Here is a 20735-nt window from a genome sequence, read left to right on the forward strand (position 1 = left end):
GGTTAAAAAATGAATACTGTATCGAAAATCATTAACGACCGGCAACAAGCACAAGCCGTTTGCAGGCAATGGAAGCAAGCCGGCGAAATAGTGGTGTTTACCAACGGCTGCTTCGATATTTTGCATGCCGGACATGTAACCTATTTGGAGCAAGCCCGTTCTTTGGGCAACCGCTTGGTGATAGGGTTGAATACCGATGCTTCAGTGCGTCGTTTGAAAGGTGAGGCGCGTCCTATTGTGCCACAAGAGGCGCGGGCACGCTTGCTGGCTGCTTTGCAGGCAGTGGATATGGTGGTGTTTTTCGAAGAAGACACCCCTTTGGCGCTCATACAGACACTTTGTCCTGACATTTTGGTAAAGGGGGGCGATTATACAGAGGACACCATCGTTGGTGCAGATTTTGTAAAAAGCAAAGGCGGACGTGTGGAAGTGATTCCTTTCCTGGATGGTTTTTCCACTTCTAAGATTATCGAAAAAATCATAAAATTACACTGTCAAAAACAAAAGTAGCCTATGTATTTTGTACTGATTATTGCCTTGATGATTATAGGCGGTATTGTGCAATGGCGCTTGCGAAGCAAGTTTGCCAAATATAGCCGCATTCCTTTGGCATCGGGTATGAGCGGGGCAGAAGTGGCACGGCAGATGCTGCGCGACCACGGTATCTATGACGTGGAAGTTATCTCTGTGCCCGGGCAATTGACCGACCACTATAACCCCATGGACAAAACCGTCAACCTGAGCGAAGATGTGTATTATGGGCGCTCGGCAGCCGCAGCCGCCGTGGCAGCTCATGAATGCGGGCACGCTATTCAGCATGCCGAAGCATACAGTATGCTGCAGTTGCGTTCTGCTTTGGTGCCCGTTCAAAACGTGAGTGCCACCATTCTCAATGTTATTATGTGGGTGAGTTTCGTGGGGGGCTATCTGTTCTTCCGGCTTATTCCTATCGAAACAGTGCTGCTTATCATCATTGCAGCCTATGGCGTCATGACTTTGTTCAGCTTCGTTACCTTGCCTGTGGAGATAGATGCAAGCCGCCGTGCCATTCGTTGGATAGAATCGCGTGGCGTGGTGAGTCCGGCCGAAGCCCCTATGGCGCGTGATGCGCTTAAATGGGCTGCCTACACCTATGTAGTAGCTGCCTTGAGTGCACTTACCATGCTGCTCTATTATGTGTTGCAGTTTATGGCGGCTTCGTCAGATGATTAAAAACACTTTGCGGAGACAAAAAAGAAAAAAGCGCCTGTTGTTGGCGCTTTTTTTGTTGCTAAAGATGAAGAGCTATTGACGAGCAACAAAACTAAAACCAAAACCAACAAAAGCATGCCTAAAAGTATGACCATACAATGGCAAGGCAAAACTTATTGCCTCGAGCTTGACAAGGCAACCCCCATTGGCATTCCATTGCGTGCGGGCAGTCAAAACCCCAACTGCTATTGGGCAGAGCCGCCACGCTTCGAAACCATACGCGTGGGCGACTTTGTGGGCAGTGTGGCAGAGGGAGGCAGTTGCAACTATCAAAAAGTAACCCTTACACCCCATGGCAATGGCACACACACCGAATGCTATGGACATATATGCGATGACCCGCAGGCTACCATTGCCCGCTGCCTTCAAGCCGGCTGGTGGGTGGCATTGCTTGTGAGTCTCGAGCCCGAAAAACAAGCATCCGGCGACCGGGTGCTTACCTTGAGCGCATTAAAAGCATCAATAAACAAACTGCCACTCACTGACTTTGAAGCTTTGGTGATTCGCACACTGCCCAATACAGCCGAAAAAATGACCAAAAACTACAACAACACCAACCCGCCCTATCTGGAGCCTGCTCTTGCCGAATGGTGTGCCCGGCAAGGCATCCGGCATTTGTTGGTAGATTTGCCTTCGCTCGATCGTGAAGAAGATGGCGGCAAGCTATTGGCACACAAAGCCTTTTGGCAGTACCCGCAGGCGATACGGCGCCATGCTACCGTAACCGAATTGATTTACGTGCCCGATGCGCTCCCCGATGGCTTATATGCCTTGCAACTGATGGCACCCTTTTGGGAAACCGATGCAGTGCCTTCAACGCCTGTGCTTTTTCCCCTGAAAGAAATTGAAGTATGATTTAGGAGATTTCACCAAAAAAACTATTTTTGTATGTATGCTGATAACCTGACCGTCTTTATGACCCCAGAAGAAAAAGAAGCCCTGCTGCTGCTTGAGTATGCCATCTTTCGCTATCATGGTTTTGATGACGAAGAGCGGGCACGCCTTGAAAGCGATGCGGCTGCCCTGAACGCCCAAAGCCAATTGGCGAAAGTGTATGCTTTTGTAGATGATATTCTGCAAAAAACCAATCAGAGTGAGGTGGCTGTTTTTGAGGCTGCGCTCACCCGTATCAAAGAGGTATTTGCCGAGCTGTCCGAAGACCGCCGCCTTGAATATGTCATTCAGGTATGGAATGCCAACAAAGCGAAAGGTTACGTAACCGAAATAGAAGCCATCGCCTTGTTGAAGGTGGCCAAAGAGTTGGGCATTCAACGGGGATTTGTGGAATACGTGCGGCAGCAGCGCTAAAAAAACCTATAGCCATTTTTTCTTTTTGAAAATGAAATAGATGACCACCGTAAGCAATACCATGACACCCCATACCCCAAAGTAGCCATAATGCATCTTTAACTCGGGCATGTATTCGAAGTTCATGCCATATACCCCGACGATGAAAGTCAGGGGCAGAAAGAATACCGAGAAAATAGTGAGTATGCGCATCACCTCGTTGGTTTGGTGGGCAGCCAACGATAAATAAAAATTCAACAGGTTGCCGGCGTCTTCTTCTGCTTGCCGGAAACTGTTTTGCAAGTGTTGCGCCAAATCGAGCGTATCTTGCCAATAGAAGCTTTGGTGTTTTTTATCGCTGCGGAAGGCACTCAATACCTCTTGCATAAGAAAAACGATATTGCGCAAAACCCCTGCTTTCCTTTTTAGGAAGTACAACGCCCTTTGCATTTGCGGTTGCAGCTCTTCTTCTTGAAACAAACGTGCTTCGTACTCGTCTATCTGCTTGATGAGCTCTACTACTATGGGGCGGTAACTTTCCAAACTCTCATGAATCAAATGCACAATGATTTGCCGGGTGCTAAATGCCTTTTGCCGCTGTTCGAAGCGCTTGGCTATTTCTTCTATAAATGGCAGGGGCATGCGATGAATCGTAATCAACAAATGGTCTTTGGTGTAAATGGCTATCTTGGTACTAAGGTCTTGCACCGTATGGGCATCGGCAGGGGCATCTTGTTGATAGGCTCTTAAAATAACGAAATGCCCTTCCTCGAAGGGCTCGGCTTTGGGCAGGTGTTCCGGGTCCAGGCAGTCTTGTATGTGTTCAAGGCTGAAATCATAAGTTTGGTGCAACGCTTCGAACTCGATGGCACCGGGCGACTGCACGTCTATCCAACAAAGTGGTTGTTCATCACCGGGCATTATGAGTTTGCGAATCATGGAAAATCTTTGTTTTTTGCTTGTAATCGCAAACAAGATAAGCAGAAGAAAGCAATGTACAAGATTGCAATGATTGGTGCCGGCAATGTGGCTTGGCATTTGGCACCCGCTTTGGAGCAGTGTGGGCATCTGGTAACTACCGTTTACAGCCGGCGGTTGCACCATGCCGCAGCACTTTGCGAGCGCCTGTATGAGGCAGAAGCCACAGATTCATTGGATTTTTCCGAGACCGCTGCCAACTTTTTTGTGCTATCGGTGAGTGATGACGCTCTGCCCGTGGTGGTCGATCGTCTGATTTTACCGGAACATCCCCTCATGGTAGTGCATACCTCCGGCAGCCGTCCCTTGGAAGTGTTGCGTGTGTTGGAGGTGCCGCATGGTGTTTTCTATCCTTTGCAAACCTTTTCCAAAACCAAACCGTTAGACTGGCACCGGCTGCCCATCTGTGTGGAGGGCAACACACCTGAAACGGAAGCCCGCCTTTTGCGCTTGGCGCGGGCGTTGAGCACTCGTGTCTATCAAGTCAACTCGGAACGCCGGCGCTATTTGCATGTGGCGGCTGTTTTTGCCTGTAATTTTACCAACCACTTGTTGGCTTTGGCAGAAGATTTGTGCGAACAATATGACCTGGATTTTGACATGCTGCGCCCTTTGGTTGGCGAAACCATCGAAAAAGCCATGCAAATAGGGGCACGCCAAGCACAAACCGGACCGGCGGCACGTGGCGACGTGGAGCTGATAGAGCAGCATTTGCGTCTTTTGGCTCACGACCCGGACAAGCAGCGCATTTACCGCTTGCTAAGCGAGAGCATCCTCAATCAACATTGAAAACATAAGTTCTATCCCTATGCCTGTTTATGTTGCCATCTTGAATATTCCCAAACACCGCGTCGTAGATGCTTTTCAGGAAGTATATACCACTTCAGAAGAAGCAGAGTATTCTTTTCTGCCCGCACTCATCGAAGGGCTGGTAAATGGCTTGCGCTGGGTGGGAACCACCCGTGCCGACGAGTTTGTGGCACAATACGAGCAAGCCGTGGGGGTGCGCTTCGAAGAAGCCGACCTTTTCGAAGACGGGCGCATAGTGGTGGAGATGGCCGACGTGGAGGGCAAGCCTCTGCGCTATTCACGTTTTCAGTTTGCCCCCGGTGAGCCGCCGCGGATGCAGATGAAGACTATCCTGCGGGCTCTGAAAGAAGCCTTGATTGAGCAGGAAGAGTACGAACTGCTGGCAGTACTTAAGCAACGCCTGCCGCAAGAGTAAACTTGCTTGCTATCTGCTTCGCTTTTTTCTCATGTCAAAACATGCATTTTTCATAACTTTGAAGCTTCCAAAGGATTCCTTGTTTCCCGAAAAGCAGAAATGATACAGCCATATGGAATTAGCAAAGAAGTATAACCCGGCCGAAGTAGAAGACAAATGGTACCGGTACTGGCTTGAAAATAAAGTGTTTTCAGCCAAGCCCAATCCCGAAAAAGAACCTTACTGCATTGTCATACCGCCCCCCAACGTAACCGGTGTGTTGCATATGGGGCATATGCTCAACAACACTATACAGGATGTGCTCATCCGGCGCGCACGCATGCAGGGAAAAGAAGCCTGTTGGGTGCCCGGTACCGACCACGCATCCATTGCTACCGAAGCCAAGGTGGTGCGTATGTTGCGCGAGCGTGGCATCAGCAAGCACGAACTAAGCCGTGAAGAGTTTTTAAAATATGCTTGGGAGTGGAAAGAAAAATATGGCGGCATCATCCTCGAGCAGCTGAAAAAGCTGGGCGCCTCTTGCGATTGGGACCGCACCCGCTTCACCATGGATGACAAGTATTACAAGGCGGTCATCCGTGTGTTTGTGGACCTCTACAAAAAAGGCTACATCTATCGCGGCTTGCGCATGATTAACTGGGACCCCGAAGCCAAAACCGCACTTTCAAACGAAGAGGTCATCTATAAAGAAGAAGGCGAAATATCGAAGCTCTACCATGTGCGCTATCCTTTGGCTGACGGTTCCGGACATGTGGTGATTGCCACAACCCGCCCCGAGACCATTTTGGCAGATACCGCCATAGCCGTCAACCCCAACGATGAGCGCTATGCCGCCTTGGTGGGCAAGCAAGCCTTGGTGCCCTTTGTGAACCGCCCCATCCCCATCATTGCCGACGACTATGTGGACACTTCCTTTGGTACCGGTTGTTTGAAGGTAACGCCGGCACATGACCCCAACGACTATGAAATAGGACTGCGCCACCAATTGGAAGTGATAGATATTCTTAACGAAGATGGCAGCTTGAACGAAGCTTGCGGCGTGGAAAAATATGTGGGCAAGGATCGCTTCGAAGTGCGTAAGATGATAGCCAAAGACTTGGAAGAGGCAGGCTTGTTGGTGAAGGTGGAAGAAATTACGAACAAGGTAGGGCGTTCGGAACGCACCGGTGCAGTGGTAGAACCGCGCCTTTCGTTGCAGTGGTTCATCAAAATGAAGGAAATATCGAAACGGGCACTCGAAGCCGTGGAAAAAGACGAGGTGCAGCTGGTGCCTGCCAAGTTCAAAAACATTTACCGCCACTGGATGGAAAACGTGCGTGACTGGTGCATTTCGCGCCAATTGTGGTGGGGACACCGCATCCCGGCTTACTATTACGGTGAAGGTGAAAACGATTTCGTGGTAGCCGAAACCATTGAAGAAGCGGTGGCACTGGCACGTGAAAAAAGCGGCAACCCGCACTTGCAAGCAAGCGACCTGCGCCAAGATGAAGACGTGCTGGATACCTGGGCGTCGTCATGGCTGTGGCCCATTGCCGTGTTCGATGGTTTTGAAGATGAGTATTTCGACAAAGAAAAAGGGAAAATACACAAAGAGAAGAACGCGGACCTGAACTATTTTTACCCTACCAAAGTGCTGGTAACCGCCCCCGAAATCCTTTTCTTCTGGGTGGCTCGTATGATCATTGCCGGTTATGAATACTTAGACGAACGTCCTTTTGAGCATGTGTATCTTACCGGCATTGTGCGCGATAAGCTGGGGCGCAAAATGTCGAAGTCTTTGGGCAACTCGCCCGACCCACTCGAGCTGATGGCTCAATATGGTGCCGACGGCGTGCGCGTGGGCATGCTCTTTTCTTCGCCTGCGGGCAATGACCTGCTGTTCGACGAGAAACTGTGTGAGCAAGGGCGCAACTTTGCCAATAAAATATGGAATGCCTTCCGTTTGGTGAAGGGCTGGACCGTAGAGGCGGGCGCTGCCATGCCGGCACGCAACCGATTGGCTACAGACTGGCTGCGGGCACGCCTCGAAACCGTGAAACAAGCCCTGGACGAGCAGTTTGCACAGTACCGCCTGTCCGAAGCCCTCATGACCCTGTATAAGTTCATTTGGGATGATTTCTGCTCTTGGTACCTCGAAATGGTGAAGCCTGCCTTTGGGCAACCCATCGATGCGCCTACCTATGAGCAGACAACTGCTTTCTTCGATGAAATATTGCGCCTGTTGCATCCTTTCATGCCTTTCATCACGGAGGAGTTGTGGCAGCATTTGAGCGAGCGCCGGAACGGTGAAACCATCTGCCAGGCACCCTATCCGCAAGTGCAGGCAGCAGCCGACACAGGGCTTATAGAAGAAATGGAGCGCATGATGGAGCTCATAGCACAAGTGCGCAATGTGCGTGCCGAGCGCCAAATACCGAACAAAGATAGCCTGCCTCTGTTCATCAAGACGAACCGCCAAGCTCTGTACGAACGCTATGCCGAGATAGTGAAAAAGATGGCTAACCTTGCGGAAATAGCCTTTGGAGAGCCTGCCGAAGGACAAAACGCCATTCCGTTCGTTTTGAAAGAAGACGAGTGCTTCCTGGTGGTAGAAGGAAGCGTGGATACGGAGCAGCTGAAAGCCGACCTGCTCAAAGAGCTCGACTATTATCGTGGCTTCAAGCAGAGCGTGGAAAAGAAACTATCGAACGAGCGTTTTGTACAAAATGCACCGGCAGCTGTGGTGGAAAAAGAGCGTAAAAAGCTGGCAGATGCAGAGGCAAAAATAGCAGCCATCGAGGAAAGCTTGGCAAAGCTTGGGCACGCAATTGACAAGTAATAGCCTGTCTCATACTTCTTTTGTTAAGCACCGCTTCGCGAAGGGCGGTGCTTTTTTCATGCCCAAAAGTAATACCGGCTATTTGCTTGTAATATCCTGAAAAACTGACTATCTTTTTGGTAGAGATTCCCGGCTTTATGCAAACAAAACAGAGCGTACGGCGTTTATATTTTATGACTTTATCAATGCACCCGTATATATGATACCAAACGTACAAGTAACCATCGACAAGGAGTCGGGATTTTGTTTTGGTGTGGTGTATGCCATAGCCATGGCAGAAGATATTTTAGACGAAGAAGGGCTGCTCTACTGCCTTGGCGACATCGTGCACAACGACGCAGAGGTGGAGCGCCTGCAGAAAAAAGGCTTGGTTATCATCACACACGAGGAGCTGAAAGGCATACGCAATGCCAAAGTATTGATACGTGCCCATGGCGAACCGCCTTCTACTTATGAAATAGCGCTTAAAAACAACCTTGAGCTGATAGATGCTTCTTGCCCGGTAGTGCTTAAGTTGCAACACAGAATCAAAAATTCTTTTGACAAGGGAGAACACATATTTATTTATGGCAAGCACGGACATGCCGAGGTGGTAGGCTTGTTGGGGCAGACCCAAGGCAAAGCCGTCGTTTTTCAGTCTTTGGATGAGTTGAAAGATAAACCACTGCCCAAGCATATTACGCTTTACAGCCAAACAACCAAAAGCACGGATAAATTTTACGAAATAAAAGCCGCTTTGGAGCAGATGGGCTATGAAGTGAACGCCAACGATACGATTTGTCGGCAGGTGTCGAACCGGGACAAGGAGTTGCGCGAATTTGCCCGCCGCTTTGATAAGATTGTATTTGTGGCAGGTACCAAATCATCGAATGGCAAAGTGTTGTATGAAGTATGCAAAAGTCAAAATCCGCATACTTACTTCGTATCGCAGCCCGGTGAAGTGCGTCCTGAGTGGTTTGCGCCCGGCGACCGCGTAGGCATTTGCGGTGCTACTTCCACGCCCATGTGGCTGATGGAAGAAGTAAAAGCGAAGATAGAATCTTTTTAAACTGCTATATTTAAAAAACAAACAAAAATCGACCGTCAAAAATGGAATACCTAAGCTTTGCTTTGATTGCTGTTGCTACCTTTTTCTTTATGGAAGGTGTGGCTTGGTTTACCCACAAGTACATTATGCATGGCATCTTGTGGTCTTGGCATGAATCTCACCATAAGCCACACCAAGGATTTTGGGAGAAAAACGACCTGTTCTTCATACTGTTCAGTGTGCCGGCCATCGCTGCTTTTTACTTCGGCTATGCCATGCAATGGTCATGGCTCACTGCCATTGGTGTAGGCATTACGGCTTATGGCATCTTTTATATTGCCTTTCACGATATCATTGTGCACCGGCGCATCAAGATTAAGTTTATGGCAAAGAACCGTTATTTGCAACGCATGATACGCGCCCATAAAATACACCATAAATATTTGGAAAAAGAAGGGGCAGAAGCATTCGGTTTTCTTTATGCACCTAAAAAATACGACCCCTTCGCCACACGTGAAGACAAACAGCCAAAAGCATCCTGAAACCAAAAAGGCTAAAACAGCAAAGCTGCCCGCACATTGCCAAAATGAATGATACGGCTGCCGGGCAGCTTTCTTCCTTGATAACCAAAGGTGAGCTGCAAGCCACTGCTCAGCTTCTGCTGCCATTGCAATTGCCAGCGCCAGTTGTTTCCCGGCGCCAATGACTCGAGCAATTCATAAGCCAAGGGCGTGTTCAAATCGCCTTCTGTGTAGGTGAGGCGAATAAAGCTTAACTGCCCTTGTATATTGAAATGAGGGTAGTTGGACCATTGTATGTCCATACTGCCTTCATACCACCAGGCTTGTACGTTTTCGTTGCCTTCTTTCTGCTGGTAAATCAAACTTGGACGCAGGCGCCACCGCCTGCCGGGCTGCCAGGTGTTTTCTGCTTGTGTGCGCCGCACCCGGTAGGCAAAATTCCGATTGAGGAACACGTCCGAGCGGTTGTCCACGTCTTTGATTGCCCCCGACACCACCAATTGCCATTGGCTGTGCCACTGCCACCGCACACTTATTTCGTAGTTCTCTTCGCGCCGGGTCTCGTAGCCCTGTGTGAGCAGTTGCCGCTGGCTGCTTTGCCATTGATTGATGGTAATGCCATAAACCGGATGGCTGCGGTTCCAAAAAACCGTATTGCGCAACAGTTCGCGGCGTGAGAGCAGCGCTTCGTCGGCGGGGCGGAAAAAAGGAAGCCAGCGGGCAAGCCCATCGTTGCGGTTGACTTTCTGATTGAGTTGCCAATTGCTAAGCCCCGACAAGGCTTTGAACGCACCGTTGCCCGGAAACTGCCATTGCAAGCGATAGTACCAATCGGAGCTGTAGGCAGTCACATACTCATCGGTGGGTGTGAATACTTTAATGTAATTTTTTTCGTCGGGGTTGAGGGCAAGGTAAAACTCATTGAGTTGGGCTACGCCGTCGCCATTGTCGTCGCGCCAAGTGTGCGTGCCTTGCCCTACGGGCACCTGTATGAAGGCAAAAGTGCGCTTGAGTTCCCGCCCGCTGCCATGTTGGTAAATCAGTCGCTGTTGCAGCTGTTTACGGCGGCTGCGGCTTTCCCATGCCAGGCGTGCTGCCCAGTTCTCTTCATTACGCAGGCTGTCGGCATAAAGCAAATGACGGTATGTAAGGCGCGCTTCTATGCTTTGTTGCTCGCCTTGCCGGTTTATGTCGGCTTGGGTGGTGTTTGCGTAGGCAAAAAGCTGCATGCTGCCTTCCTTGGGGCGGTAGTCTTCCCGGTAGGTGTGCATCAGCTGCCAGCGGAAACGCGCCGTGTCGGGCGATTGCAAAATGCCGCTCAATGCCTGATAGTGCATGGCTGAAAAGGTGATGCTGTCGTTGCTGCTTTGTATTATCTTGTTGTGGTCGAGGTCGGCAATGACTGCAGGTTGTATATGTTTCCCTTTATACTGCAGGCGTGTGTAACTACGCCACCAACGGCTTTGGCGTTGGCTTTGCAGGCTGTCAGCATAGAGCAGGGCATATAAGCCAAAAAACTGTTGTTCGAACACCCAGCGGGCAAACTCACTTTTCCAGCGGATGCGGCTTTGCCATCCTTCCAGTTGCTTATCGCGCCGGCGGTAGTTTACTTCTGCCCGGTAGCCGGTATGGTGCCCGTCGAAATGGCTATACCATCCTACAATATGCTCGCTTTGTTGGTTGAGGCGGGTGGTGTCGTAGGGCAACGACCAATCGCGGTTGAACTCTACGGGGCGAAAGCGGTCGATAAAAGAAAAGGAAGGGCTGTTGTACTCATAAATAAAACCACTTTCGCGCCGGCGAAGGCTGTCGAGCGTGGGGTGTTCTATTTGGTAATGCAGGCGCCCGGCGTAGCCTGCATTGTCGCCGTCGTCAATAGGAGAGTAGAGATTACGGTCTGTGAGTGAGTGGGCAAGGTCTATGGTAATCCGCTGCCGCCAGCTTAGTTGCCGGCTATGATGCAGATGCCACATACTACGCTTTTCGGGCAGGCGCACCGGCGTAACCGGGGCATAGTTGCCTTGTGGAATGCCGTTTTGCGGCTCTACCCACTGAAACACTTGCCCGTTGGCTAAGGAACTACTCAGCACGTAGTTTCCTTTGTTGGGACCTACTTCGGAAAAACGCACCTGATAAACCGGTGCACCGGGTTCGGTCGTATATACAAAAACACCTTCATACAAGCCGGAAGCGGTCAGCGTGTCAATTTTTTTGTATAAAACCAAGTCGGGAGAGAAACTCACGGTATCGGCTGCCGTAATAAAAGCGCGTTCGCTTTGGTCGCCCACCAATGCCAATTGTTGCTTGTCTTCGGGGCGCAAGCTGAACAACAGCGGTTGGTTGGGGTTGTCGGTTTCTATGTAATAACTCAAACGGGTATGGCTGCGCCGGCTTTCCCACGTCTGTTGAACAAAGCCGGTCAAGCGGCTATAGGTGCGGTCAGTATATTGGTAATCGACGCGTATGCGGCTAAACTGCGTGATGACAATATGCGGGTTAAAGGTGATTTCGGCTTGGTTATAATCAATGACGTAGTCGCGGTCAAAGCCCCTTTCCAATAGTTTGCCGTCCAAATAGACTTTTTCAGAGCCTGCCAATATCAGAATAAATCGCTCATTTTGTCCCCCCCGCAGCCTGTATGGTCCCAAGACGCCTTCGATAGGCTGTATAAACGCCGAATGAAACTTGCCTTTGGCAATGGCAAAGCCGGCTTTGCTTTGTGCTTTGTGTTTTCCTACGGCATAGTGGGTTTGCAGGTAGCCCCCTTGCACGTTCCGCCTGAAGCGCAAAAAATAATCATCGTTTTCGCTAAGTACTACGTCGCCCAACTGCAGGCTTCCGTTTTGATGGATGAACTCAATGAGTATGTTGTCAAAGTCCTGTATCTGCTGTGTGTTGCCTTCGGGCTCGTAGGGCAGTTGGCGGTCGGTGATGGAAGCACGCAGTTGCACTTGCTCGCTTAGTTTGCCTTCTATTTGCAGGTTGAGCGTAGAATTAAACTGTGCGGTGTTGCCGGTGCCCACACTGAGGCCGCGGGCTATGACGCCCGAAGTGTGCAGGCTGTCGCTGCCAAGCAGTGCCATGCTGTTGGCAGGCAAAGTATTTTGCCCGGCCACCGGACGGAAAAAACTGCTTGAATCGATAAGTGCCATGCTGCGTTTGGCATAGCTGTCTTGCAGGGGTAGGAGCACCACACGATAACACACCAATACCGAATCGGGTAAGCCGGGTGTAGCAAGAAAATACAGCTGTTGGGTGCGTGTATCGAAACGAAAAGGGACACCGGCGGCAGGTGAGGCAATACGTATGCTGTGAGGCAGAACAGGCAGGCTGTCGAGCCGGAGGGTGTCGTGCGTGGCTATCCACCGGCACTGTTCCTGTGCGTGAGCAGGGAACAAGATGCCCAAAAGCACGCATAAGCCGCTTAGGAGAGTGGCGGCAATTCTATGAAAAAGCATGTGCCTTCGCCTTCTTTGGTTTCAAACCATATGCGCCCATTCATTTGCTCGATTCCCCGCTTGGCTACTGCCAGACCAATGCCCGAGCCGCTGGCTTTGGTGGTGAAGCTGGGCGTAAATATCCGCTTTTGTATGTGTTCGGGGATACCGCTGCCATTGTCACGCACTTCTATGCGAATCATATTTTCTTCGGTACGGTAAAGCGATACCATGATTTGCGGGGTGCGATCGTCGGGTACCGCCTGAATGGCATTCAATATCAGGTTGGTTAAAATACGCCCTGTGAGCCGGTCATCGCCCATGACCTTGAAGGAGCCGGGCGCTATGTTGGTTAAAAAGAAAACGGTTTTATTTTGACTGCGGTGCAGTTCTATAATGTTGCGCAGGGTATCGGCTATATCGAAAGGTGCCAAGCGCGGCGAGGGCATCTTGGCAAAGGTTGAGAAAGAGGTGGCAATGTCGCTGAGTGTATCTATTTGTTGTACCAGGCTTGAAATGGTGCGGTGCAGCATGCGTTGCAAGTCTTCCTTGCTTACGTTGTCACTTTGCATGCGTCTTTCGAGTTGTTGAAGGGTGAGTTTCATGGGGGTCAGCGGGTTTTTGATTTCATGGGCTACCTGCTTGGCCATCTCGCGCCATGCCGATTCCTTTTCACTCTGTGCCAATGCTTTCTTACTGCTTTCCAAATTGAGCAGCATACGGTTGTATTCATTCACCAGCAGCCCTATTTCATCATCTGAATCCCACTCCAGCGGTTCATTGTAATCTTGGAAAGTGGTTTTTCTTAGTTTTTGGGCAATCATCTGCAGGGGTTCGGTCAAGGTGCGCGAGGCTACTTGCGACAAAAGCAAGAACACACTGAAGGTGATGGTGAAAATATTGATGATGATAGCCAGCAAATCGCTGAGTTTTTGGCCTTGCTCGTCTTGTGCTTCGAAGAAGGGTATGCTTAAAATGCCCAGCAGCTTGCCGTCTTCAAATGATTTCACCGCCACATACACCGACTGATAGCGCAACTTCCCGATTTGTTCTTCCAGCAATATGTTTTTAAATCGCAAGTCGCGTATGGCCACCAGCGCCTTGGGGTTGATGAGCGTCGAAATCAAGCCGTTTTCAAAAATATTGGGCTGGCTGGAGGCAATCAGGTCGCCTTCGGCAGAAAAGAGGTTGATATCTACTTACCCATAGCGGCTTAGGATGGCCAGCTCTTGCTGAAGCGCATCCAGCTGCAGGTCTTCGTTGTCGAACAGCTGCAGACTGCCGCTCAAACTCAACATGGCATTATTGGCTTGTTGCAAGAAAGAGCGCTGCAAGTCTTCTTCGTATGAGTTCTTCATGAAACTCAGGGTGAACGCACTTACGATAAGCAGCGGCACAAAGAAGGCGAAATTAAGGTAAAGCTGTATTTTGGCAGTGAAAGACAGGCGGTTGAAAGACAGGCGGTTCCTGCTAAGCAATAAGAACAAGGCACCGGTAAAAAGAATCAATATCAACAACAGAAAAGAAAAGTTGGTAAAGCTGCGGCTAAGCTTGTAAGCCGGCGACGATACGACCACTATCTTTGGCGGTATGTTGCTTGTGCGCTTTGCCCTGTCCAAAACAGCTACATGATGAAAACCATTACTTTCAATCCCTGTTTGATACAATGCAGCTTCGTTGAGCAGGCGCGAATTGAAATCCTTTTCGTAGTTGTACTGTCCGTAGCTATAAAGCAGCCGCCGCCCCAGCCATACCGAATAACTGTAATGTTGCACTTCCGACGGCATCCGGAAACGGCTATCGACCATCAACTCGGGATAAACGTTGTAAGGCAGGTCTTTTTTCTGCTTGAGCTCAAGCAAAACATAGCCTACCGGCACGCCCTGATGTTTGATGAGCACTTTCAGTATATAGGCGCGCAACAGGTTGGGACTTATTTTATACTCTACGGCTTGCTGTTCGTTGATGAAATACAAATAGGGCTCTTCGGTTTGGAATTGTTTTTTCGCGTATTTGTGCAGGTAAGTGTCTAAGTGGGCGGCATCGCTTTTATCAAGTGAATTGCCTTGCGCATCAAACAGCAGAATGCGTACTTGGTAGTTGTCAAACCGGTTGTTGAGATGTATGCGCCGTATTCGCTGCTTAATGAGTTGCTTGGGAAGAAAAGGCGAGCGCAAATGCTCCTGTATGTTATAGTCTTTTCTGATTTGCTCGTGTACTTCTTTCAACAGAAACTCGGTGTAGAGATCCCGTTCTGCCATCAACGATTCGGCATAGCGCACTTTGTTTATCAATATGCGCTGTTGGCTGTAAAGGCCTACGGTGTAAGCCCCTGTGAAGGCACACACCACCGCGCCGGCAAAGAGGTAGAGGGTGGTGCGGTAGCGCAGCTGAAACAAGTAATTGGGCAGCTTGGTAAAAGCGCTTAGCAAAAAGAAAACACCATGAATGAAAACAATCCATGGATGATAAAAATGAGCTTGATAGCTCAGCATCACAATAAATAAGGTAGCGGTGCTGAACGAAAGCATCATCCATAGAGGGTGCTGCCGTAACAGCTTACGAAAGAGACGTACGCATAAGTTGGTGAGCAGAAAATAAACAAGACAGAAAAGCAAGAAAACAAACAAGGCAACAATGCGTGCAGCAGAAAAGTTGATTTGCGTGCTTATGTCCAGTGATATGGTGGCATCTAAGTACAGAGTACTGATAAAGTACACAATCAATCCGATGGACACATAGGACAGCAGCGCCAGACAAGTAGCCCATACAAATCCAAAGATGCGGTTGACCTTGTGCAGGCGGTGGATAAAGAAGGTATGAGGCAGATGCACGCGCAAGGCAAACACCAGCCAGGTGAGCAGCAAAGCATTCACCAGCAAATCGCCCAGAGACGGACTCAGCATGGAAGAGGCGTAGAGTTTGGAATCGAACAACTCCGCCCGGGTGAGGGTGCTCAACCAACGATAGTGGGTCATCACACCGCGGCAGAGCAGCAAATACACAAAGAAGGCAGCCCAAAAGAACTCGAACAGTTGCTTTTGTATCCAATAAAACCGGCTCAACCATATTGCCCAGGCAAGCAAAACCATGCCCAGGCAAGCAATGCCAATTACAATACGCTGCACAAACGCCTGATTCAAGCTTCTGCGTGCATCGGGCATGAGCATGTAACTGAACACCACCTGCCCGTTGGGGGCTTTTACTTCCACTATGTCGGTGGTTAAGGGCGGATTGATGCGTATATCTTCCTGTTGTGTTACCGGTATGATAGCGGTATTGAAGCCCGACTGCAGGTAATTGTTTTCCACCGGGTAGCGCCGGTAAATGGGAATCAGCACATACGTTTCTATGTAGGCTTTGCCACCGGTTAAGAACTCATCGTGATAGGCAAGGAAAAGACCACGGCTCAAATTCAGCAGGCGGTAACGGTACGCGCCTTTGAGGTGCTCATACGGAGGCACGAAGCTGAAATCTGACCAAAAGAAGAGTGAGCCGTTTTTGAAAACATAGAAAGGGTAGGGTTGCTCATCGAGTATTTGCGCCAATGCCGCTTGGTTGTTGTTCTGAAAGGTCAGGCGCACGCGGTCTGCTTCTTCCTGCGCTTCTTCGAAAGCATGCAACACATTTTCTTGAATCTGGCTGTCTATGCCTGCATGCGATAAAAAACGATGGGCTGTGTCAAAAGAAAGCAGCCATGCCAAAAGCAACAGCAATAGCCCGGCAGCAGATAATAAAAGGACACGAGACCGTATCTTTTGTGTAAAAACATGCATCATCACTTACAATCTACGAGAGAACATTCAATTTAGCGAAAAGCTGTGAAGTAGTAATCGAATTTTAATATATTGCTGTGGTCTATACAAAAAACAAGCCTAAGATATGAAAAAATGGATTGGGGTAGTGGCTGCTTTGTTGGCAGGCACTGCCGTTGCCTTGGGAGCTTTTGGGGCTCATGCACTGAAAGAAAGCCTGCTGCAGGCGGGCCGTTTCGATACCTATGAAACAGCCGTCCGTTATCAGTTCTACCATGCTTTGGCATTATTCATGTTATATGTAGCACAACGCCATTTACCATGGCGGCGCGTGCAGTGGGTGGCTGTTTGCTTTACGTTGGGCATTCTTTTGTTTAGTGGGTCCCTGTATGCCATCTGCTTCACCGGCATGACTACCTGGGGGGCTGTGGCGCCTTTGGGCGGATTGCTTTTCATGGCCGGCTGGCTTTTCCTGGCATTTACCGTATGGAAAAACTGAATAAATGATTCGCTATTACTTAAAATCAGAATGATATGATACGCACACTTTCTTTTTGTTTTACCTTTTTGCTGGCAGCCTTATTGTCGTGTCAAAGCAGCCGGCACGCCAAAGGGCAGAGTCAAGCCTTGAACCAACCGAATATGAAAAACACCGTTCCGGAAGATTTCAGCATTACACTTACCGAAAACCAAGGCATGTTGCCCGTGTATTCCACCATCTTCATTTCTGCAAAAGAGTGCTATTTCGACGAATATGAGTACATGGTGCACCGCCGCACATCCTTTACCTTAAGCCCGGAACAGCTGGAACGCCTTTGGCAAACGCTGCAGGACAACGCTTTCGAGCACATCGAATCGGAAAAGCATAATATTGCCGACCGTGGCGGCGTCAGTGTGTTTGTGCAGCACAATGGCAAGAAAACCAAGCTTTACGACGTAGGAAGCTATATCTTGAAAGAGGAGTGGCGCAAACAATTCTACGAGATTGTAACGACGATTAAGGAGATGACGGACGCCGCCATGCAAGAAAAGAAGGTGACGGTGAAGCTGCGCATAGATGCTTCCATCACGACTACGCCTTATGTGTTGGGGGTGTTCGTTCGAGGGGGCGTGAACTACAACAGTGAAAAAGAGGGAAAAAAAGAAATGCTGGAAATGAAACTGTTGCCCGGCGAGCACATCCTTTCGGCTACCTTGCAGGAAAATACCGAGCCTGCTTATGCGCGAAAAACGGTGGCTCATGCCATGCTTAAGTTCAAGGTGGAACCGGGCGAAACGCAAACTTTTACACTGAAATATGCCGGAGGTAAATTGGTAGTGGAGTAAATTAAATACTTGAAGCGGTAATTAAAATCCGTGCAGCCGGTGCCGTATCGAGGTGCCGGCTTTTCCTTTTTGGCGGAGGCCGTATTCCGGGCACAGGGTCCCCATACGGGCTGTGCTCCCGCTTGTTGTTGAATGCATGAGCTGTACCACCTGCCTTGCACAGGGGCAAATGTGTCGAAACAGAGGTGTTTTTGAGCGTTATTTCCTTTGAGGTTGCTTGTTGATTGTGAGATATTTAAGTGTATTTTATGAAACAACAAAATGATGATACATACACTTTCTTTTTGTTTCATTCTTACAGCTGCTGTGTTGCTTTCATGCCAAGATAACGGGCATGCCCATGAGCAAGAAAAAGTGCCCCAAAACAGCTCCCCTTCCATGAATGTTGCTTTACCCCCGGATTTCAGTATTACACTCACCAAAGACGAAGGCATGTTGCCGGTGTATTCCACCCTTTTTCTTTCGGCAGAAGCGTGTTTTTTCAAGGAAAAGGACCATCAGATAGAACGGCACACTCCCTTCAAATTAAGCCCGGAGCAGCTGAATCGTATCTGGCAGACCCTGCAAGACAATGATTTTGAGCGTATAGAATCCGAAGAACAAAATGTTACCGATCGTGGAGGTATTAGCATATCCGTTCAGCATAACGGCAAAAATACGACTCTCGACAATTCGGGGATGCACGTATTGAAAGATAAGTGGAGAAAGCCATTTTATGAAATTGTTCGTGTCATCGAAGAGGTAAGCCGGGCAGCACTCCGGAAGAAAAAAGTGGATGTGCAAATCAATATTCATCCTTCAATTATATCCGGCTATGATTTGGAAGTGTTTGTTCGCGGAGGTGGGATTTACAACAGCGAGAAAGAGGGCAAAAAAGGCAGTCTGGCTATGGACCTGCTGCCCGGAGATTATATGATGTCCGTTGTTTTGTATGAAAAAAACGGTCCGGGCTCTTCAAGAAATACTTTGCTTCGTACTACGATGCCATTTAGTGTAGGCGAGGCGAAGGAGCAGACCTTCACGCTTAAATATGTAGATGGCAAGTTGCGGTTGGAGTAACCATCCACATTGAACGATACAAGCAACAGCAGCCGGTAGCGCGCGCCGGCTGTTTGGTTTTCGAAAACAGACGTATCTTTGTAGAAAGCGCAAACAAAAGGGCAGCATGTCTATTCCCGAAGCCGTCATACAGCAGATACAAGAAACCGCCGACGTGGTCGAAGTCATACAGGACTATCTAAGTCTCAAGAAAAAAGGCAAAGATTACGTGGCTTTGTGTCCTTTTCATCACGAAAAAACGCCTTCTTTTACCGTATCGCCTGCCAAACAAATTTATAAGTGCTTCGGCTGTGGCAAAGGGGGCGATGCCATCTCTTTTGTCATGGAAATAGAAGGGCTGAGCTTCGTGGAAGCAGTCAAACGCTTGGCTGAACGCTATAAAATAGCCCTGCCCGAGATAGAAAAAGCCACCAAAGAAGAAATAGATGCTGCCGAAGAAGCGCGGCGCCATAAAGAAAGCATACTGATTGCCCTGCGGTTTGCGCAACAGACCTACAGCCATTTCCTTTGGCAGACAGAAGAAGGGCAGGCCGTCGGCTTGTCTTATTTTAAACAGCGGGGGCTGCGCGAAGCCACCATTCGCAAGTTTGAATTGGGCTACGCCCCCGATGCTTGGGATGCCTTTACACAAACAGCCTTAAAAGCGGGCTATCAAGCGGCAATTCTGCAAGCGGCCGACCTGACGCACCGTTCCGACAAAAACCAAAACCTTTATGACCGCTTTCGCAACCGTGCGATGTTCCCCATTCATGACCTTTCCGGCAAGGTAATTGCCTTTGCCGGACGCACCTTCAGCACCGACAAGAAAACAGCCAAATACATTAATTCGTCCGATACGCCGGTTTATGACAAAAGCAAGGTGCTTTATGGGCTGCATCTTGCCAAGCAAAGCATACGCCAGCAAGACAAATGCTATATAGTAGAAGGCTATATGGACGTGATGAGCCTGCATCAGGCAGGCATTGAAAATGTAGTGGCTACCTCGGGCACCTCGCTTACCACAGAGCAGGTGCGTTTGCTGCGTCGCTTTACCGAAAACATCACCATCTTGTACGATGGTGACGAAGCCGGTATTAAAGCCGCTTTGCGGGGCATTGACTTGCTCTTGGAAGAAAACGTAAATGTGCGTTTGGTGTTGATGCCCCCCGGCGAAGACCCCGACAGCTACCTGCTGAAAGTGGGCGCTGCTGCTTTTGTGGACTACATCACTCAAAAAGAAGAGGACTTCCTGCATTTCAAAGCACGCCATTTGCTGCCACCCGGCACCGAAGACCCTTTGGCGAAAACCAAAGCAGTGCGCGAGTTGGCTGCTTCCATCGCCCGCATTGGCGACCGCCTCAAAAGGCGTATGTACATACGGCAGCTCAGTCAGGAGCTGAACATAGAAGAAGAGTGGGTAGTCGATGAGGTCAATACCATTCTGTTTCGCGAAAAACGGGGCTTGCCCCTGCAGCGCGAAGCCGCCAAGCAAGTGCCCGAAGCAGCAGAGCCCGCTGCTACCGGAGCCCTTCCTTCTGCTCTTATCGATACGGCGCAGTACCGACAAGAGCGCGACCTGCTTTTCCTGCTGCTGTCTTTTGCCAAAGAGCAACTCGAAGACGAGCGCTTCTTTGCCGAATATGTGCTCGAAGAAATCGCCGACATAGACATTGAACACGAGCCCTTCAAAAGCATGCTCGACGAATTTTGTGCTGCTTTGGAACAAGGCGAAGTGCTCACCTTAGACCACTTTCTACATCACCCGCAAGAAACAATCAAGCAGGCAGCCATAGATATGCTTACTGCCTTGAGCGAGCCCTCGAAAGGGTGGGAGCGCTACGAAATATTTATAAAAAAACCGGAAGACACTTTCACCGACAACGCCTACAAAAACATTTTGCGTTTGAAGCACCGTTTTTTGAAAAAGAAAGAAAAGAAGCTGCTCGATGCCATGAAAGAAGCAGCCAAGGCGCAAGATATGGAGCAGCAAATGGTTTTGTTGAAGAAAATGCAGGAAAACAAAGCCCTGTTAAGCCATCTTTCCGATATCTTGAAAAATGTTACCGGTTGAT

General features: G+C 49.4%; 17 protein-coding genes. 13 read left to right on the forward strand and 4 right to left on the reverse strand.

What is annotated here, in order from left to right; translation table 11 throughout:
• Window positions 1–9: 9 nt before the first annotated feature.
• From rfaE2 to K384_RS12985, 4 genes are all read left to right on the forward strand, one after another.
• A complete protein-coding gene (gene rfaE2, locus K384_RS12970; RefSeq protein WP_038032929.1) occupies window positions 10–510 on the forward strand; it encodes a D-glycero-beta-D-manno-heptose 1-phosphate adenylyltransferase in 501 nt (166 codons plus the stop codon).
• A 3-nt stretch (window positions 511–513) separates the two neighbouring features.
• Window positions 514–1212, forward strand: coding sequence for a zinc metallopeptidase (locus tag K384_RS12975; protein WP_038032930.1), 699 nt, complete (start codon window positions 514–516; stop codon window positions 1210–1212).
• 114 nt (window positions 1213–1326) lie between these two features.
• A complete protein-coding gene (locus K384_RS12980; protein WP_051633418.1) occupies window positions 1327–2106 on the forward strand; it encodes a cyclase family protein in 780 nt (259 codons plus the stop codon).
• 33 nt (window positions 2107–2139) lie between these two features.
• The gene (locus K384_RS12985; RefSeq protein ID WP_051633410.1) at window positions 2140–2559 is read left to right on the forward strand and encodes a hypothetical protein; all 420 of its coding nucleotides are present in this window, start codon (window positions 2140–2142) and stop codon (window positions 2557–2559) included.
• 6 nt (window positions 2560–2565) lie between these two features.
• Here K384_RS12985 and K384_RS12990 read toward each other — a convergent pair whose 3' ends face one another.
• Window positions 2566–3477 carry a CorA family divalent cation transporter gene (locus K384_RS12990; RefSeq protein WP_051633411.1) on the reverse strand — a complete coding sequence of 304 codons (912 nt, stop codon included), beginning with the start codon at window positions 3475–3477 and terminating at the stop codon, window positions 2566–2568.
• Between K384_RS12990 and K384_RS12995 the strand changes: the two genes are divergently transcribed.
• The 5 genes from K384_RS12995 to K384_RS13015 all read left to right on the forward strand — a co-directional run bounded on the left by K384_RS12995 (window position 3385) and on the right by K384_RS13015 (window position 9128).
• Window positions 3385–4305, forward strand: coding sequence for a Rossmann-like and DUF2520 domain-containing protein (locus K384_RS12995; RefSeq protein ID WP_262509249.1), 921 nt, complete (start codon window positions 3385–3387; stop codon window positions 4303–4305). The two genes, K384_RS12990 and K384_RS12995, sit on opposite strands and share 93 nt — an antisense overlap.
• 19 nt (window positions 4306–4324) lie before the next feature.
• Window positions 4325–4741 (forward strand): hypothetical protein, encoded by a 417-nt coding sequence (locus tag K384_RS13000; RefSeq protein ID WP_038032933.1) that lies wholly within the window; start codon window positions 4325–4327, stop codon window positions 4739–4741.
• Window positions 4742–4853: 112 nt separating this feature from the next.
• Window positions 4854–7559 (forward strand): valine--tRNA ligase, encoded by a 2706-nt coding sequence (locus tag K384_RS13005; RefSeq protein WP_038032934.1) that lies wholly within the window; start codon window positions 4854–4856, stop codon window positions 7557–7559.
• Window positions 7560–7758: 199 nt separating this feature from the next.
• Window positions 7759–8607 (forward strand): 4-hydroxy-3-methylbut-2-enyl diphosphate reductase, encoded by an 849-nt coding sequence (locus tag K384_RS13010; protein WP_038032936.1) that lies wholly within the window; start codon window positions 7759–7761, stop codon window positions 8605–8607.
• Window positions 8608–8648: 41 nt separating this feature from the next.
• Complete coding sequence (locus tag K384_RS13015) at window positions 8649–9128, forward strand: sterol desaturase family protein (protein WP_038032938.1); 480 nt, start codon at window positions 8649–8651, stop codon at window positions 9126–9128.
• Between the two features lie 11 nt (window positions 9129–9139).
• Here the strand turns inward: K384_RS13015 and K384_RS13020 are convergent, their stop codons facing one another.
• The 3 genes from K384_RS13020 to K384_RS13030 form a co-directional block, all read right to left on the reverse strand.
• Window positions 9140–12565 (reverse strand): hypothetical protein, encoded by a 3426-nt coding sequence (locus tag K384_RS13020; RefSeq protein WP_038032939.1) that lies wholly within the window; start codon window positions 12563–12565, stop codon window positions 9140–9142.
• Complete coding sequence (locus tag K384_RS13025; protein ID WP_038032941.1) at window positions 12532–13671, reverse strand: sensor histidine kinase; 1140 nt, start codon at window positions 13669–13671, stop codon at window positions 12532–12534. The genes K384_RS13020 and K384_RS13025 overlap by 34 nt, the downstream gene beginning before the upstream one ends.
• A gap of 72 nt (window positions 13672–13743) precedes the next feature.
• Window positions 13744–16323: a hypothetical protein gene (locus K384_RS13030; RefSeq protein WP_157630171.1), complete on the reverse strand. Its 2580-nt coding sequence runs from the start codon at window positions 16321–16323 to the stop codon at window positions 13744–13746.
• Between the two features lie 103 nt (window positions 16324–16426).
• Here K384_RS13030 and K384_RS13035 point away from each other — a divergent pair, with 103 nt between their 5' ends.
• The 4 genes from K384_RS13035 (at window position 16427) to dnaG (ending at window position 20734) form a co-directional block, all read left to right on the forward strand.
• On the forward strand, window positions 16427–16798 hold the full coding sequence (locus tag K384_RS13035; RefSeq protein ID WP_038032947.1) for a DUF423 domain-containing protein: 372 nt from the start codon (window positions 16427–16429) through the stop codon (window positions 16796–16798).
• A gap of 35 nt (window positions 16799–16833) precedes the next feature.
• Window positions 16834–17625: a hypothetical protein gene (locus K384_RS13040; protein WP_038032948.1), complete on the forward strand. Its 792-nt coding sequence runs from the start codon at window positions 16834–16836 to the stop codon at window positions 17623–17625.
• 378 nt (window positions 17626–18003) lie between these two features.
• Window positions 18004–18684 carry a hypothetical protein gene (locus K384_RS13045; protein ID WP_157630172.1) on the forward strand — a complete coding sequence of 227 codons (681 nt, stop codon included), beginning with the start codon at window positions 18004–18006 and terminating at the stop codon, window positions 18682–18684.
• Between the two features lie 106 nt (window positions 18685–18790).
• On the forward strand, window positions 18791–20734 hold the full coding sequence (dnaG, locus tag K384_RS13050; RefSeq protein WP_038032950.1) for a DNA primase: 1944 nt from the start codon (window positions 18791–18793) through the stop codon (window positions 20732–20734).
• Window position 20735 lies beyond the last annotated feature (1 nt).

The organism is Thermonema rossianum DSM 10300 (assembly GCF_000426825.1).
In the GTDB taxonomy this organism is placed as follows: Bacteria; Bacteroidota; Bacteroidia; order Cytophagales; family Thermonemataceae; genus Thermonema; species Thermonema rossianum.